Here is a 15,337-nt window from a genome sequence, read left to right as displayed (position 1 = left end):
CCCGAACGGCATGCGTCCCCCCATGACCAGCAAAAGCTCTAAGCTGGCCTCGTGACTGGCTGGGTGCCCGATGTCCTGCCCGGTTATTGGCAGCGCATCATCCCCCTCGGCCCCGACCCCGTCGGTGAGGGCGAGATCGTCGCGACGCTGATCCGGCGCGGTGAGCCCGCCGGACCCTCCGGGGCCGACCACGCGGTCCTGGCCGTGCACGGCTACACCGACTACTTCTTCAACACGGCGCTGGCCGATCACTTCGCCAGTCGCGGCTTCGCCTTCTACGCGCTGGACCTCCAGAAATGCGGCCGGTCGCGCCGCGACGGTCAGACGCCGCACTTCATCACCAACCTCGAGGACTACGACGCCGAACTCGACCGCGCCCTGGCGGCCATTCGCGACCAGGACCGACCCGGCAAGGTCCTGGTGTACGGCCACTCCTCCGGCGGGCTCATCGTGTCGTTATGGCTGGACCGGCTTCGCCGCCGCGACGCCGGGGCGCACGCCGGCATCGGGGGTTTGGTGCTCAACAGCCCGTTCCTGGACCTGCACGGCCCGGCGGTCCTGCGCCATCCGGTGACCTCGGCGCTGATCGCGGGCCTGTCCCGGGTGCGGTCCAGGGGGGTGGTGCGGGCACCCACCGAGGGTGGTTACGGCACCACGCTACATCGCGACTACCACGGCGAGTTCGATTACGACCTGCGGTTGAAACCGGTGGGTGGCTTCCCCATCACGCTCGGCTGGCTGCACGCCATCCGCCGCGGCCACGCCCGGCTGCACCGCGGGCTCGACGTCGGGGTGCCCAACCTGATCCTGCGTTCGGATCACACCGTGCGGGAAACCAGCGACGCGGCGTCCATGCACTGCGGCGACGCGGTTCTCGACGTCACCCTGATCGCCAGGCGGGCCGGCTGCATCGGGAATCGCAGCACCATCGTTCCGATCGACGACGCCAAACACGATGTGTTCCTGTCGCTGCCGCGGCCGCGGCAGGCGGCTTATCGTCAGCTCGACCTCTGGCTGGACGACTACCTGAACGCCGATCGCACGTCTTCGAAGAAGGGGTGACGGCGTGGAGACCTACGACATCGCGATCATCGGAACCGGTTCGGGCAACAGCGTTCTCGATGATCGCTTCATTGACAAGCGGGTGGCGCTGTGCGAGCACGGCACGTTCGGTGGCACCTGCCTCAACGTCGGGTGCATCCCGACCAAGATGTTCGTCTACGCCGCCGAAGTCGCCGCGACGATCCGGGACGCGCAGCGCTACGGGGTCGACGCGCACGTCGACCGCGTGCGCTGGGACGACATCGTTTCGCGCATCTTCGGACGGATCGACCCGATCTCGATGAGCGGTGAAGACTACCGGCGCTCGTCACCCAACGTCGACGTGTACGGCCAGCACACCCGTTTCGGGCCGGTTCAGCCCGATGGGCGCTACCTGTTGCGCACCGATGCCGGTGACGAATTCACCGCCGATCAGGTGGTGATCGCCGCGGGGTCGCGCCCGGTGATCCCGCCTGCCATCCTCGACTGCGGCGTCGCCTATCACACCAGCGACACGATCATGCGGATCCCGGAGCTGCCGGAGCACCTCGTGATCGTCGGAAGTGGCTTCGTGGCAGCGGAATTCGCCCACGTCTTCTCGGCGCTGGGCGTGCGGGTAACCCTGGTGATCCGTGGCGGCACGCTGCTGCGGCACTGCGATGACACCCTCTGCAAACGCTTCACCCGCATCGCCGCGGCCAAATGGGAACTGCGCACGCACCGCAACGTTGTTGGCGGGTCCAACCGCGGCTCAGGCGTCGCACTGCGGCTCGACGACGGGTCGACGCTGAACGCCGACCTGCTGCTGGTCGCGACCGGGCGCGTGTCCAACGCCGACCTGCTGGACGCCGACCAGGCCGGTGTCGAGGTCGAGGGTGGCCGGGTGGTGGTCGACGAATACCAACGCACCTCGGCCCGTGACGTTTTCGCGCTCGGCGACGTTTCCTCGCCGTACCAGCTCAAGCACGTCGCCAACCACGAGGCCCGGGTGGTGCGGCACAACATTCTCTGCGACTGGGACGACACCGAGTCGATGGTCACGACCGATCACCGGTACGTGCCGTCGGCGGTGTTCACCGACCCCCAGCTGGCGGCCGTCGGTCTGACCGAAACTCAGGCCATGGCAAAGGGATTCGAAATCTCGGTCGCGATACACGACTACGGTGACGTCGCCTACGGTTGGGCGATGGAGGACACCACCGGGATCGTCAAGCTGATCGCCGAGCGGAGCACGGCGCGCCTGCTGGGCGCGCACATCATGGGCCCCCAGGCGTCGTCGATCATCCAGCCGCTGATCCAGGCGATGAGCTTCGGGCTGACCGCCCCCGAGATGGCCCGCGGCCAATACTGGATCCATCCGGCCCTGCCCGAAGTGGTCGAGAACGCGCTGCTGGATCTGTACTGAGTCAGCGCCCCTGGCACTGCGGGCACAGCCCGCGCAGCGTGAGGCCCGCGGCCTCGGACAGCGCGAAGGAACTGCCCGCCATCGCATGTTCGAGCGCCGAACTGAGCTGCCGGGCGGGTACCTCGATGATCGAGCCGCATTCCGTGCAGACGGCGTGGTGGTGCGGCGCGGTGGCCATCCCGTAGGTGGTGATGCCGCCGTCGAGGGTCAGCGTGTGCAGCATCCCCTGCTCCACCAGGGTGGTCACCGTGCGATAGATGGTTGCCACGTCGGGAACGTGGGCGCCGTGCGGCAGGCACGCCTGCACCCGCTTGTGGATTTCCGCCACCGGCAGGTGCCCGTCGACCGGCTCGAGCACCGCCAGCACCTGGATCCGCGAGGACATCCGCCGCAACCCCCGGACGCGCAGGAGATCGCCGATCCGCGCGGCGGCGGAGGGGTCCAGTGCCGACGGCTTGGGCGTCACCCGCCCAGTGTCATGCCGCGGCGCCGGCCGCGCCAGTCTTCGGCCGAATTCGCCCCGGTAGCGGCCACGGTGATCCTGCAACCCACTTGCATCTGGTCGCCGACGGCACATACAGTCGTGCCGGTTGTTTCCCGCACAATGCTGGAAGGACCCCAGTGGCCAGCACTGAGCTCGACTGGCGCCCGTCATGGACGGCCAAGCTTCGCGGCGCCTTGGCGCCGGCGGAGTGGTGGCGGCTGGCGTCGATGTCGGCGATCATCGTCGCGCTCCATGTGGTCGGCTGGTTCACCCTGGTGGCGTTGGTGGCGCCGGCGCAATTCAGCTTCGGCGGCAAGGCGTTTGGCGTCGGCATCGGGCTGACGGCCTACACCCTGGGCATGCGGCACGCGTTCGACGCCGACCACATCGCCGCCATCGACAACACCACCCGCAAGCTGATGAACGACGGGCAGCGCCCGCTCGCCGTCGGATTCTTCTTCTCGCTGGGGCATTCCACGGTTGTCTTCGGGCTGGCGGTCATGCTGGCGTCCGGGGTCAGGACCATCGTCGGACCGGTCCGGGACGACTCCTCGAAACTGCACCACTACACGGGGCTGATCGGCGGGGGCGTCTCCGGTGTCCTCCTCTATGCGATCGCCCTCCTCAACGTCGTCGTGCTGGTGGGCATCCTGCGGGTGTTCGCCCGGCTGCGCCGCGGCGACTACGACCCCGAAACCGACGGGGCCGAACTGGAACGGCAGTTGGACAACCGGGGCCTGATGAACCGATTCCTCGGCCGCTTCACCAAGTCGATCACCAAGTCGTGGCACTCCTACCCCGTCGGGGTGCTCTTCGGCCTCGGCTTCGACACGGCCACCGAGATCGCGCTGCTGGTCCTGGCGGGCACCAGCGCGGCCGCCGGGTTGCCGTGGTACGCCATCCTGTGTCTGCCCGTGCTGTTTACCGCGGGCATGTGCCTGCTGGACACCATCGACGGCTCGTTCATGAATTTCGTCTACGGCTGGGCGTTTTCCAACCCGCTGCGCAAGATCTACTACAACATCACCATCACCGCCCTGTCGGTGGTCGTCGCGGTGCTGATCGGCAGCGTCGAACTACTCACCCTGTTCGCCGAGCAGTTCGGCTGGCGGGGGGCGTTCTGGAGCTGGGTCGGCGGGCTCGACCTCAACGCCGCCGGCTTCTTCATCGTCGGCGCGTTCGTCATCACCTGGGCGGTCGCCCTGATCGTCTGGCGCTACGGTCGCCTCGAACAGAAGTGGAATCCTCAGTTGCCCTGACACTGCTGCGCATCCGGGGCGTTCGGGTGTAGAACGGTGCTCATGGGCCTGGCAGTGGGCGGACGCCGGTGATCGGCGGTGCATGAGTTGTCGCTGTGCGAAGCGATCGCCGGTGTGGTCAAGACGCATGCCGACGGTCGGCGCGTCGACGTGGTGCGGGTGCGGATCGGGGCGCTTCGCCAGGTGGTGCCCGAGGCGCTGTCGTTCTGCTGGACGCTCGTGCGCGACGCCGAGGACATGCCGGAGGCCGAGCTGGAACTCGAGTGCGTCGGCGCCGAGGTGAGCTGCCGCGCGTGCGGCCGGCGATCGGAGATCACGTCGGCCTGGTCGATCTGGTGCCCGCAGTGCGACAGTTCCGACGTCGAGGTGCTGCGCGGAAACGAATTCCTGGTGACGTCGCTGGATGTCTCATGAAAAGCGCTTGGCCCGAACGGATTTGACCATGGGTAGATTTCACCGGCATGACGACGGGACCGTGCACGTCCACGAGCACGACGACCCGGATCACCGGCACGGTGATCACGGCCAGTACCGGACGGGCAAGCAGCGGGTCGACGTGCTGGAGGCGATCTTCGCGGAGAACGACCTGCTCGCCGATGCCAACCGGGCGGCGTTCGAGAGCAACGGGGTGCGCACCCTGAACCTGATGAGTTCGCCGGGATCCGGCAAGACGACCGTCTTGCAGGCCACCCTGGACGAGCTCGCCGGTGAGCTTGCCATCGGGGTGATCGAAGGCGACATCGCCACCGACCTGGACGCGGCCAAGCTCAGCGGGCGCGGCGCCCAGATCTCACTGCTGAACACCAGCAACGGTTTTGGCGGCGAGTGCCATCTCGACGCGCCTATGGTGAGCCGCGCGCTGCCGGGGCTGGACCTGGCCGCACTGGACCTGGTGATCATCGAGAACGTCGGCAACTTGGTGTGCCCGGCGGAGTTCGACGTCGGCGAGCACGGCAAGGCCATGGTGTATTCCGTGACCGAGGGCGAGGACAAACCACTGAAGTACCCGGTGATGTTCCGGTCGGTGGATGTGGTGTTACTCAACAAGATTGACCTGGTTCCCTACCTCGACGTCGACGTCGACACGTACATCGCCCACGTGCGCGAGGTCAATGCGACGGCGGCGATCCTGCCGCTCAGTGCGCGCACCGGGGCCGGGATGGGCGCCTGGTTTGGCTGGCTGCGACGATTCGCCGCGGAGGCGCCGGCCTGACGGGATCGCGCACGCCGCGCGGCGAAATACTATGCAACGGTTATCTAACTAGTTGGTGCCGCGGAACCGTTGACACGCTCGGCGGCGAGGAGTAGACCCAAAAATTAGCGCCGCGCAAGTGGGCCGACGGTCGACTCCGGCGGTGCAGGAGCCTCAGCCCGGCTCCGGAGAGCTGCAGCATGCCAACAGAAGCAGCAGTCAAAGCGGAAGAAACATTGATCCATGTGCTCTGGATTAATGCGGGGCTCAGTTGTGACGGCGATTCGGTGGCGCTGACTGCCGCCACCCAACCCAGTGTCGAGGAGATTGCCCTGGGGGCATTGCCCGGGCTTCCGAAGGTCGCCGTGCATTGGCCGCTCATCGATTTCGAGTGCGGACCCAGCGGAGGGGCGGACGACTTTCTGTCGTGGTTCTTCAAAGCCGACCGCGGCGAGCTGGAACCTTTCGTGCTCGTCGTCGAGGGATCCATCCCCAACGAGAAAATCAAGGACGAGGGCTACTGGTGCGGGTTTGGCAACAACCCCGCCACCGGCCAGCCGATGACCACCAGCGAGTGGCTCGACCGGCTGGCACCCAAGGCCACCGCGGTCGTCGCGGTCGGGACCTGCGCCACCTACGGTGGAATCCACGCCATGGCCGGCAACCCGACCGGAGCGATGGGGGTGCCCGACTACCTCGGGTGGGACTGGAAGAGCAAAGCCGGCATTCCCATTGTGTGCGTGCCGGGTTGCCCGATCCATCCCGACAACCTCTCGGAGACCCTGACCTACTTGCTCTACATGGCGACCGGTCAGGCACCGATGATCCCGCTCGACGACGCGCTGCGCCCCAAGTGGTTGTTCGGCGCCACCGTCCACGAGGGGTGTGACCGGGCCGGATACTACGAGCAGGGCAACTTTGCCACCGAATACGGGTCGCCGAAATGCATTGTCAAACTTGGCTGTTGGGGGCCCGTGGTCAAATGCAACGTGCCCAAACGCGGGTGGATCAACGGTGTCGGCGGCTGCCCGAACGTGGGCGGAATCTGCATCGGCTGCACCATGCCGGGCTTCCCGGACAAGTTCATGCCGTTCATGGACGAGCCGCCGGGCGGCAAGGTCTCGACAAACGCGGTCGGTCTGTACGGCACCGTGATTCGCAATTTGAGGGGTATCACGGCGCGCACCGTCGACAAGGAGCCGCGGTGGCGCCACAAAGGTGATCAACTAACCACCGGAGCGCGCCGCACCTGGTAGGTCAGCTCACCTACCGGGCCGGCGCGCTTCGTTCTCATCACTGGAGCCCTCGGGGCGGAGAGCGGTATTGCAATGGCAACCATCACCCCAGAACCCTTGCACGCCAAGCGTGAACCCAGCCAACTGGTCGACATGGCCTGGGACCCCATCACCAGAATCGTCGGCAGCCTGGGCATCTACACCAAGATCGACTTCGAGAACCGGCAAGTCGTCGAGTGCCACAGCACCTCGTCGATCTTCCGCGGCTACTCGATCTTCATGAAGGGCAAGGACCCGCGCGACGCGCACTTCATCACCAGCCGCATCTGCGGCATCTGCGGCGACAACCACTGCACGTGTTCGTGTTACGCGCAGCAGATGGCCTACGGGGTGAAGCCGCCGCACCTCGCCGAGTGGATCGTCAACCTCGGCGAGGCCGCGGAATACATGTTCGACCACAACATCTTCCAGGAGAACCTGGTCGGCGTGGACTTCTGCGAGAAGATGGTCTCCGAGACCAACCCGAGCGTGCTCTCCCTGGCGGAGAAGACGCCGGCGCCACAGGCCGGCGCGCACGGCTACCGGACGATCGCCGACATCATGCGCTCGCTCAACCCTTTCAGCGGCGAGTTCTACCGCGAGGCGCTGGCGGTCAGCCGCTGGACGCGAGAGATGTTCTGCCTCATGGAGGGTCGCCACGTGCACCCGTCCACGCTGTACCCCGGCGGGGTCGGCACCGTCGCGACCATCCAGCTGATGACCGACTACATGACGCGGCTGATGCGCTATGTGGAGTTCATGAAGAAGGTCGTGCCCATGCACGACGACCTGTTCGACTTCTTCTACACCGCGCTGCCCGGTTACGAGAACGTGGGGCTGCGCCGCACCCTGCTCGGCTGCTGGGGCTCCTTCCAGGACCCCGAGGTGTGCAACTTCGCGTACAAGGACATGGAGCGCTGGGGTAACGCGATGTTCGTCACCCCGGGCGTGGTGGTCGACGGCAAGCTGCTCACGCACTCGCTGGTGGACATCAACCTCGGCATCCGGATCCTTTTGGGCAGTTCGTATTACGACGACTGGACCGACCAGGAGATGTTCGTCAAGACCGATCCGCTCGGCAACGCCGTGGACCGGCGCCACCCATGGAACCAGCACACCAACCCGCACCCGCAGAAGCGCGACCTGGAGGGCGGCAAGTACAGCTGGGTGATGTCGCCGCGCTGGTTCGACGGCAAGGACCACCTGGCGCTGGACACCGGCGGCGGCCCGCTGGCCCGGTTGTGGGCGACCGCCCTGGCCGGCCTGGTCGACATCGGCTACGTCAAGGCGACCGGCAACAGCGTCAAGATCAACCTGCCCAAGACCGCGCTCAAGGGTCCGGTGGAGTTCGAGTGGAAGGTGCCCGAGCACGGCAGCAACACGATCGAACGTGACCGCGCGCGCACCTATTTCCAGGCCTACGCGGCGGCGTGCGGGTTGTACTTCGCCGAGAAGGCGCTCGAGGAGATCCGCGCCGGGCGCACCAAGACGTGGGAGCGCTTCGAGGTGCCCGACGAGGCCATCGGGTGCGGGTTCACCGAGGCGGTGCGCGGTGTGCTCAGCCACCACCTGGTGATCCGGGACGGCAAGATCGCCAACTACCACCCGTACCCGCCCACCCCGTGGAACGCCAACCCGCGCGACAGCTTCGGCACGCCGGGGCCGTACGAGGATGCGGTGCAGGGTCAGCCGATCTTCGAGGAGAACGGTCGGGAGAACTTCAAGGGCATCGACGTGATGCGCACGGTGCGCAGTTTCGATCCGTGCCTGCCCTGCGGCGTACACATGTACCTGGGCAAGGGCAAGACCCTCGACAGACTGCACACACCGACACAGTCGCCCGTCGGAGAGTGATGATCGCAAGCTCGGGGAAGCCGGGCGCTGGGGGTACCTCCCGCTTGCGGGGGACGGGTCATCGCCATCAAGAGAGTGAGGCGATGGTGGATCGCCCGGAAACCGTTGACGACAGTGAAGCGCGATGGCGCTCAGCGGGCGATCGGATCCAGTCCCTGCTGGATTCCTGCGCGGCAAGTGGGCCGGCCGCCCAGGATCGCGCGAGGGAGTTGGTCCGCGAGGTGGTCGGGCTCTACGGGGCCGGGCTGGAACGGATCATGCGGCTCGGGGACGGCGCGCTGGCCGAGCGGCTGGCCACCGACGACCTGGTGGCCAGCCTGCTCCTTGTCCACGGCCTGCACCCGCATGACGTGCACCGCCGGGTGTCCGAAGCGCTCGATCGCGTGCGCCCGTACCTGGGCTCGCACGGCGGGGACGTCGAGCTCATCGGAGTCGACGGCGATACCGTGCGGTTGGCCTTCACCGGCAGCTGTAGGAGCTGCCCGTCGTCGGCGGTGACGCTGGAGTTGGCGGTCGAGGACGCGGTGTCCGCCGCGGCGCCCGAAGTCTCGTCGATCGAGGTGGTCACCGCCCCAAACGGAAAGGCCGCCAGCGTGATCCCGGCGGAATCGCTGATGGCGCACGTGAAGTCGAACGGGCACGCCGGTGCCTGGCACCCGGTGCCCGAGGTGGCCGAGCTGGAGCCCGGCGAGGTTGCGGGGTTCCTGGTCTCGGACACCACGCTTGTGGTGTGCCGCGTCGGCGACCTGCCACTGGCCTACCGCGACCATTGTCCGGTGTGTGACGACTCGTTGGCGGGTGCGCAACTGCGCGAGACGCTGCTGGGCTGCCCACGCTGCGGCACGCAGTTCGACATCGTGCGCGCGGGTGCCGGCGCAGGCGGAACGCACCTCGAGCCACTCCCCCTGCTGCTTCGCGACGGGGTGCCATCGGTAGCGCTGCCCGAACGGACAAGAGCCGGCGCATGACGACCCCCTACGACGTCCTCACCCGCTTCCGCAGCGACCGGCCGGCTCCCGCACCGGCCGGCGAGCGGTGCGAGATGTGCGCGGAATCGATCGCCGACGAACACCAGCACGTGGTCAATGTGGCCGAGCGGCAGCTCATGTGCGTGTGCCGCGCGTGCTATCTGCTGTTCACCGACTCGAAGGCGGAGCTGCGCTACCGCGCGGTGCCCGACCGGTATCTGTCGTTCCCGGACTTCGCGCTGGACCGGCGCGCCTGGGAGGCGCTGCAGATTCCGGTGGGCGTCGCGTTCTTCTTCACCAACTCCGCCGTCGGGCGCACCGTCGCCTTCTACCCGGGACCGGCCGGCGCGTGCGAATCCGCGCTCGCGCTGGACGTTTGGGACACGCTGAGCGGCGCCGACGCGCGGGTGGGCCTGCTGGCCGACGATGTGGAGGCGCTCCTGGTCCGCGTCCCCGAATCCGGTGCGCCACAAAGCTATCTGGTCCCCATCGACGCCTGCTACGAATTCGTCGGGCGGCTGCGCATGCTGTGGCGCGGGTTCGACGGAGGGCGGGAGGCGCGCGAGTTCGTCGACGGCTTCTTTTCCCGCCTCGAAGCCCACGCCGCGAAAATCCCCTACGGAACACCGCCATGATGGACATCGACTTCAGGGTCCTCGACGTGGCGCCCGAACCGTACACCGTCAGCCCGGTGCTCACCGCGCGCGTCGCCATCGCCACCGGCGGTGACTCCGATGTGGGCGACCCGGTGCACGCGATCGCCCTGCGCTGCCAGGTCCGCATCGAGCCGCGGCGACGGTCCTACTCCGACGACGAAGCCGCCGGGCTGACCGACCTGTTCGGCCCGCCCGAACGCTGGGCGAGCACCCAACGCAGCTTCCTCTGGCAGCACTGCACCGCGATGGTGCCGGGATTCACCGGCAACACGACGGCGGCGCTGCCCCTGGATTGCAGCTACGACTTCGAGGTCGCCGCCGCCAAATACCTGCACGCGTTGCGCGACGGCGCGCTGCCCCTCCAATTTCTCTTCAGCGGAACAATTTTCGCCATATCCGAACGCGGCCTCTCCGTCCAGCAGGTCCCGTGGGACTGCGAGCACCGCTACGACATGCCGGTCACGGTTTGGCGGCAGCTGATCGCCCAGCACTATCCGAACGCCGGCTGGCTGCGGCTCGGTCACGAAACCATCGCCGCGCTGGCGGCCTACAAGTCGGCGCACGGCCTGCTCGACCTGGACCACGCGATCACCTCGCTGTTGGACACGGACCGGGAGACAGCGCGGTGACCGGGGATCGGGACCGGGCCCGCGCCGTCGCCGACGCGGTGCTCTACGAGGGCTACTTGCTCTACCCGTACCGCGGAACGTCGACCAAGAACCAGTCCCGCTGGCAATTCGGCGTCCTGGGACCGCCCGGGGCCGCGGCCGCGGGTCTGGGCGAGGACGACACCCTGGCGGCGCAGTTCCTGGTCGACGGGGCCCGGGAGCTGCGGCTGGTGGTGCGGTTCCTGCAGTTGCAGCACCGCCGGGCCGAGCGCGAAGTCGCCCCCGGCCGATACGAGCCGGTCGACGAACTGACGACGGCGGGCGGCGCGTGGCTCACCTGGGACGAGGCGGTCGAATGCGAAAGGCCCTTCGGCCCTGTCGCGTTGGACGGCCGGCCGTGGACACTGTCGGTGACGGCGGACGCGGGCACCGACGTCGAATTCCTCGATGGCGGGCGCCTCGTGCGCCAACGACGGGAGGTACGTGGCGTGTTGACGGTCGCCAGCGAGGCGGACGGCGACCTGCGCCGCGTGTCAGTGCGGGTCAGCAACATCGGCGACGGCGCAGTTGACAAGAACGACTCGATCGCGCGGTCCATGATCGGCACGCACCTCGTCGCCGAACTCGACCGCGGGCGGTTCGTTTCGCTGCTCGAGCCGCCGCCGGCTGCCACCGGCGCGGTGTCCCGGTGCAGCCAGCACCGCTGCTTCCCGGTGCTGGCCGGCCCACCCGGCGCCCGCGACTCGCTGCTGATCTCGCCGATCATCCTTTATGACCACCCCGAGGTCGCCGAACAGAGCGACACCGCGCTGTACGACTGCACGGAGATCGACGAGATTCTCACCCTGCGCGTGATGACCATGACCGACGAGGAGAAGGCGCAGGCCCGGGCCACCGATCCGCGGGCGGCGCGGATCATCGACGATTGCGACGCAATGTCCCCCGAGGCGATGGCGCGCCTGCACGGTGTGCTGCGCGACCCCCACGCGATGCGGGGCCTGGTCCCGGAGATCCCCGAGGGGGTCGATTGGTGGGATCCGCTGGCCGACAACGCCGTCCGCCCGGAGATCGATGCGGTGCTGGTGAACGGGGTCCGGGTGGCGCGCGGCAGCCAGGTCCGGTTGCGGCCGAGGCGCAACGCCGACGCCCAGGACATCTTCGTCGCCGGCAAGACCGCCCGTGTCACCTCGGTGCACTCCGACGTCGAGGGCAACACGCACGTCGCGGTGGTCGTCGACGACGACCCGGCCGCCGACTTGCACGACTGGTACGGCCGCTACCTGTACTTTTCCCCCGACGAAATCGAGCCTTTGGCAGCTCAACGCAGCCCGGCAAAATCGTGAAAGGAGTGCGATATGGAGGTCATGGGTTGGATATTCGTCGCGATCATCGCGTTGGTGCTCGCGATAGGGTTGGCGCTGGGGGTGGCGTCCCTGCCCGACGCCCGCCGCTACCTCAAGCTGAGGCGGATGTAGCCGGCACGGAGATGACAGCACGCATCCTGGTAGCGGGTATCGGCAACATCTTCCTGGGTGACGACGGATTCGGGTCCGAGGTGATCCGCAACGCCGAGATCCCGCGGGACGACCCGAGGGTCCGCGTCACCGACTACGGCATCAGTGGCATGCACCTGGCCTACGACCTGCTCGAGGAGTGGGACACGCTGGTCCTCGTCGACGCGGTCCCCAGCCGCGGCAACCCGGGAACGCTACATATCTTCCAGGCCGATCATGAATCGGCTTCGGCTTCAATGGGTTTCGATGGCCACAGCATGGATCCGGCCGCCGTGTTCGCCAGCCTGCGCGCGCTGGGCGGCAACCCGCCCTACACGGTCGTCGTCGGGTGCGAGGCGGGCAGCGTCGAGGAGGGCATCGGGCTCACCGAACCCGTGGCCAGGGCGGTTCCCCGCGCCGCGCGGGCCGTCGAGGAGATCGTCGCGGCGCTACGGGCGCACTCGGTCAGCCGAGGGGACACCGAACCATGTGCCTAGGGATCCCCGGCCAAGTGATCCGGATGCTGGACGGCTTCGAAGGACAGCTCGCCCTGGTCGACGTCAACGGCGAAGCGCGCAGGGTCAACGTCGGCATGCTGGCCGAAGAGACGTTCGCCCCGGGTGACTGGATCATCATCCACATGGGCTTCGCCGTCGAGAGGACGGACCGCGCGGGCGCCGAGCAGGCGATGGCCGGCCTCGAGCTGATGGGCAGGGGCCGCACGGACGGGTTCGACCTCCCGGAGGGCGGCTGAGATGACGCAGTTCCCCCTGCTGCTGCGGCAAGGCTCCGATTGTGCCCGGGTTCGGCAGCGCTTCACCGTGACCGGTGTCGTGCAGGGGGTTGGCTTCCGGCCCTTCGTCCACCGCATCGCGACCGAGCTCGGCCTGTCCGGCTTCGTCGGCAACGATTCCGGCGCCGTCTTCCTCGAGGTGCAGGGCGAGCGCGCCCGCCTGGTCGCATTCGGCCGGCGCCTGCGCGCCGAGGCGCCCCCGCTGGCCCGGATCAACGACGTCACAATCCGTGAGCTCGCCGCCGACGCCGGCTGCGCACGCGAGTTCCGGATTGTGGCCAGCCGGGCCGTCCCCGGCGGTACGACGCCGATTCCGCCCGACATCGCGGTGTGCGACGACTGCGTCGCCGAACTCTTCGACCCGCGCGACCGGCGCTACCGCCACCCGTTCGTCACCTGCACCAACTGCGGGCCGCGATTCACCCTCATCCGCGAGTTGCCGTATGACCGCCCCGCCACCACCATGTCGGGGTTCGCCATGTGTGAGCGCTGCGCCGCCGAATACCACGACCCGGCGGATCGCCGGTTCCACGCGCAGCCGATCGCCTGCCCCGATTGCGGGCCGTCCCTGTGGTTCCGGTCAGCGGCCGGGCGCGTCGATGCAACCGACGCCGCGCTGGCGGCCACCCAACGCGCGCTGGCCGCGGGTGCGGTGGTCGCCGTCAAGGGCGTCGGCGGCTACCACCTGGCCTGCACCGTCACCGACGGCGCGGCGCTCGCCGGGCTGCGCACCCGGAAAGCCCGCGGCGCCAAGCCGTTTGCCATGCTGGTCCGTGATCTCGAGGTCGCGCGCCGCTACGCCCACGTCGACGACGCCGAGGCCGCGGTGCTGTCCAGTCCGGCGCGCCCGATCGTGCTGCTGCGCCGGCGCCACGGCGCGCCCGTCGCCGACGCCGTCGCCCCGGGCAGCCCGCTGCTCGGCCTGATGCTGCCGTACTCCCCCATTCATCACCTGCTGCTGGCGCCCGTGCCCGGCGCGGCCGCGCCAGTCCCCGCCGCACTGGTGCTCACCAGCGCCAACCGATCCGACGAGCCCATCTGCTTCACCGAGGACGATGCGGCCCAGCGACTTCCGGCGCTCTGCGACGCGGCCCTCGACCACGACCGCCCGATCCACGTGCCCTGTGACGACTCCGTGGTGCGCGTCGTCAACGGTCGCGAGCTGCCGATCCGCCGGTCCCGTGGTTACGCGCCGCTGCCGGTCGACTTGAACGTCGGGGGGCCGGCGGTGCTGGCGGTCGGCGGGGAATTGAAAAACACCTTCTGCCTCAGCGACGGCTCGCGCGCCTACATGTCCGGGCACATCGGCGACATGGGCGCCTTGGAGACGCTGCGCGCATTTGAGCGGGCGGTGCGCCAGCTCAGCGAGATACGCGGCGAGCCCGCCCGTTTGGCCGCCGACCTGCATCCCGGTTATCACACCCGAAGCTGGGCGGAGCGCCGCGCGGACGGTCGCCCGCTGGACCTCGTTCAGCACCACCACGCGCACGTGGTGTCGCTGCTGGCCGAGCACGGACGCCTCGGCGAGCCCGTTATCGGAGTGTCCTTCGACGGCACGGGTTACGGATGCGACCAGACCATCTGGGGCGGGGAGATTCTGCGGCTCGGCACCGACAGCCACCGATTTGTCCGCGCCGGCCACCTGTTGCCGGTGCCGCTGCCCGGCGGCGATGCGGCGGTGCGCAACCCGTGGCGGATGGCGCTGTCCCAGTTGCGGTCCGCGCACATCGACTGGACACCCGACCTGGCGCCCGTCGCCGCGGCCACGCCGGACGAATTGCGCGTCACCCGTGCGCAATTGGAGACGGGCACCGGATGCGTACCCTGTTCAAGTATGGGCCGCCTGTTCGACGCCGTCGCCTCGCTGCTCGGCGTGCGGCACCGCATCGACTACGAAGGCCAGGCCGCCATCGAGCTGGAGGCGCTGGCGGAGTCGGTGGCCGGGCGCGCCGGGCCGTCGCTGCCGCTCACGGTGGGCGCCGACGGGGTCATCGATCCGGCCCCCATGGTGCAGACGATGGTGTCGGCGCTGTACGCCGGCACGCGGCCCGCGGTGCTGGCCGCCGCGTTTCACGAGGCGGTCGCGGACGCCGTCGTCAACGTGGTCGGTCGGGTCGCCGGCGCCACCCGGCTGGTGGGCCTCACCGGCGGGGTGTTCCAGAACGTTTTGCTGCTGAGAGCGTGTCAAGAGCGGTTGCAGCTGGCCGGATTCGAGGTGCTGACCCATCACACCGTTCCGCCGAACGACGGTGGACTGGCCCTGGGGCAGGCCGCGATCTCCATGCTGACCGCGCAAGAGGAGGGCTGAGC

At 68.4% G+C, this 15,337-nt stretch carries 16 protein-coding genes; 15 read left to right on the top strand and 1 reads right to left on the bottom strand.

Translation table 11 applies throughout. The features are described 5' to 3' along the window. The first annotated feature begins 51 nt into the window (after positions 1 to 51). Both KXD96_RS12205 and mtr read left to right on the top strand, forming a co-directional pair. Positions 52 to 1,062, top strand: a complete 1,011-nt coding sequence (locus KXD96_RS12205) for an alpha/beta hydrolase (protein WP_260744794.1) — start codon at positions 52 to 54, stop codon at positions 1,060 to 1,062. 4 nt (positions 1,063 to 1,066) lie between these two features. Continuing rightward, complete coding sequence (gene mtr, locus KXD96_RS12200; RefSeq protein WP_260744793.1) at positions 1,067 to 2,446, top strand: mycothione reductase; 1,380 nt, start codon at positions 1,067 to 1,069, stop codon at positions 2,444 to 2,446. Position 2,447: 1 nt separating this feature from the next. Here mtr and KXD96_RS12195 read toward each other — a convergent pair whose 3' ends face one another. Then, positions 2,448 to 2,912 (bottom strand): Fur family transcriptional regulator, encoded by a 465-nt coding sequence (locus KXD96_RS12195; RefSeq protein ID WP_260744792.1) that lies wholly within the window; start codon positions 2,910 to 2,912, stop codon positions 2,448 to 2,450. A 155-nt stretch (positions 2,913 to 3,067) separates the two neighbouring features. On the opposite strand from KXD96_RS12195, the gene KXD96_RS12190 reads away from it, so the two are divergent. The 13 genes from KXD96_RS12190 to hypF all read left to right on the top strand — a co-directional run bounded on the left by KXD96_RS12190 (position 3,068) and on the right by hypF (position 15,335). Next, complete coding sequence (locus KXD96_RS12190; RefSeq protein ID WP_260744791.1) at positions 3,068 to 4,189, top strand: HoxN/HupN/NixA family nickel/cobalt transporter; 1,122 nt, start codon at positions 3,068 to 3,070, stop codon at positions 4,187 to 4,189. Positions 4,190 to 4,267: 78 nt separating this feature from the next. Then, positions 4,268 to 4,603: a hydrogenase maturation nickel metallochaperone HypA gene (locus KXD96_RS12185; protein WP_260744790.1), complete on the top strand. Its 336-nt coding sequence runs from the start codon at positions 4,268 to 4,270 to the stop codon at positions 4,601 to 4,603. Between the two features lie 28 nt (positions 4,604 to 4,631). Continuing rightward, positions 4,632 to 5,402: a hydrogenase nickel incorporation protein HypB gene (hypB, locus tag KXD96_RS12180; RefSeq protein WP_260744789.1), complete on the top strand. Its 771-nt coding sequence runs from the start codon at positions 4,632 to 4,634 to the stop codon at positions 5,400 to 5,402. A gap of 179 nt (positions 5,403 to 5,581) precedes the next feature. Next, a complete protein-coding gene (locus KXD96_RS12175) occupies positions 5,582 to 6,637 on the top strand; it encodes a hydrogenase expression protein HypE (protein WP_260744788.1) in 1,056 nt (351 codons plus the stop codon). Between the two features lie 72 nt (positions 6,638 to 6,709). Beyond that, on the top strand, positions 6,710 to 8,509 hold the full coding sequence (locus tag KXD96_RS12170; protein WP_260744787.1) for a nickel-dependent hydrogenase large subunit: 1,800 nt from the start codon (positions 6,710 to 6,712) through the stop codon (positions 8,507 to 8,509). An 83-nt stretch (positions 8,510 to 8,592) separates the two neighbouring features. After that, entirely contained in the window at positions 8,593 to 9,477 is an 885-nt protein-coding gene (locus KXD96_RS12160) for a NifU family protein (protein ID WP_260744786.1), read from the top strand. After that, positions 9,474 to 10,112 (top strand): DUF5947 family protein, encoded by a 639-nt coding sequence (locus KXD96_RS12155; protein WP_260744785.1) that lies wholly within the window; start codon positions 9,474 to 9,476, stop codon positions 10,110 to 10,112. The genes KXD96_RS12160 and KXD96_RS12155 overlap by 4 nt, the downstream gene beginning before the upstream one ends. Further along, positions 10,109 to 10,762 carry a DUF6084 family protein gene (locus KXD96_RS12150; protein ID WP_260744784.1) on the top strand — a complete coding sequence of 218 codons (654 nt, stop codon included), beginning with the start codon at positions 10,109 to 10,111 and terminating at the stop codon, positions 10,760 to 10,762. The genes KXD96_RS12155 and KXD96_RS12150 overlap by 4 nt, the downstream gene beginning before the upstream one ends. Then, positions 10,759 to 12,084, top strand: a complete 1,326-nt coding sequence (locus KXD96_RS12145; RefSeq protein ID WP_260744783.1) for a hypothetical protein — start codon at positions 10,759 to 10,761, stop codon at positions 12,082 to 12,084. The genes KXD96_RS12150 and KXD96_RS12145 overlap by 4 nt, the downstream gene beginning before the upstream one ends. Positions 12,085 to 12,096: 12 nt before the next feature. Beyond that, the gene (locus KXD96_RS28775) at positions 12,097 to 12,216 is read left to right on the top strand and encodes a DUF6893 family small protein (protein ID WP_396878513.1); all 120 of its coding nucleotides are present in this window, start codon (positions 12,097 to 12,099) and stop codon (positions 12,214 to 12,216) included. An 11-nt stretch (positions 12,217 to 12,227) separates the two neighbouring features. Continuing rightward, positions 12,228 to 12,731, top strand: a complete 504-nt coding sequence (locus KXD96_RS12140) for a hydrogenase maturation protease (protein ID WP_260744782.1) — start codon at positions 12,228 to 12,230, stop codon at positions 12,729 to 12,731. Beyond that, positions 12,722 to 12,988, top strand: a complete 267-nt coding sequence (locus KXD96_RS12135; RefSeq protein ID WP_260744781.1) for a HypC/HybG/HupF family hydrogenase formation chaperone — start codon at positions 12,722 to 12,724, stop codon at positions 12,986 to 12,988. Before KXD96_RS12140 ends, KXD96_RS12135 begins: the two co-directional genes overlap by 10 nt. Before the next feature lies 1 nt (position 12,989). Continuing rightward, positions 12,990 to 15,335 carry a carbamoyltransferase HypF gene (hypF, locus tag KXD96_RS12130; protein ID WP_260744780.1) on the top strand — a complete coding sequence of 782 codons (2,346 nt, stop codon included), beginning with the start codon at positions 12,990 to 12,992 and terminating at the stop codon, positions 15,333 to 15,335. Positions 15,336 to 15,337 lie beyond the last annotated feature (2 nt).

The sequence above is a fragment of the Mycobacterium sp. SMC-2 genome, from assembly GCF_025263485.1.
Taxonomy (GTDB): Bacteria; Actinomycetota; Actinomycetes; order Mycobacteriales; family Mycobacteriaceae; genus Mycobacterium.
This window is presented reverse-complemented; position numbering and strand designations above follow the sequence as displayed.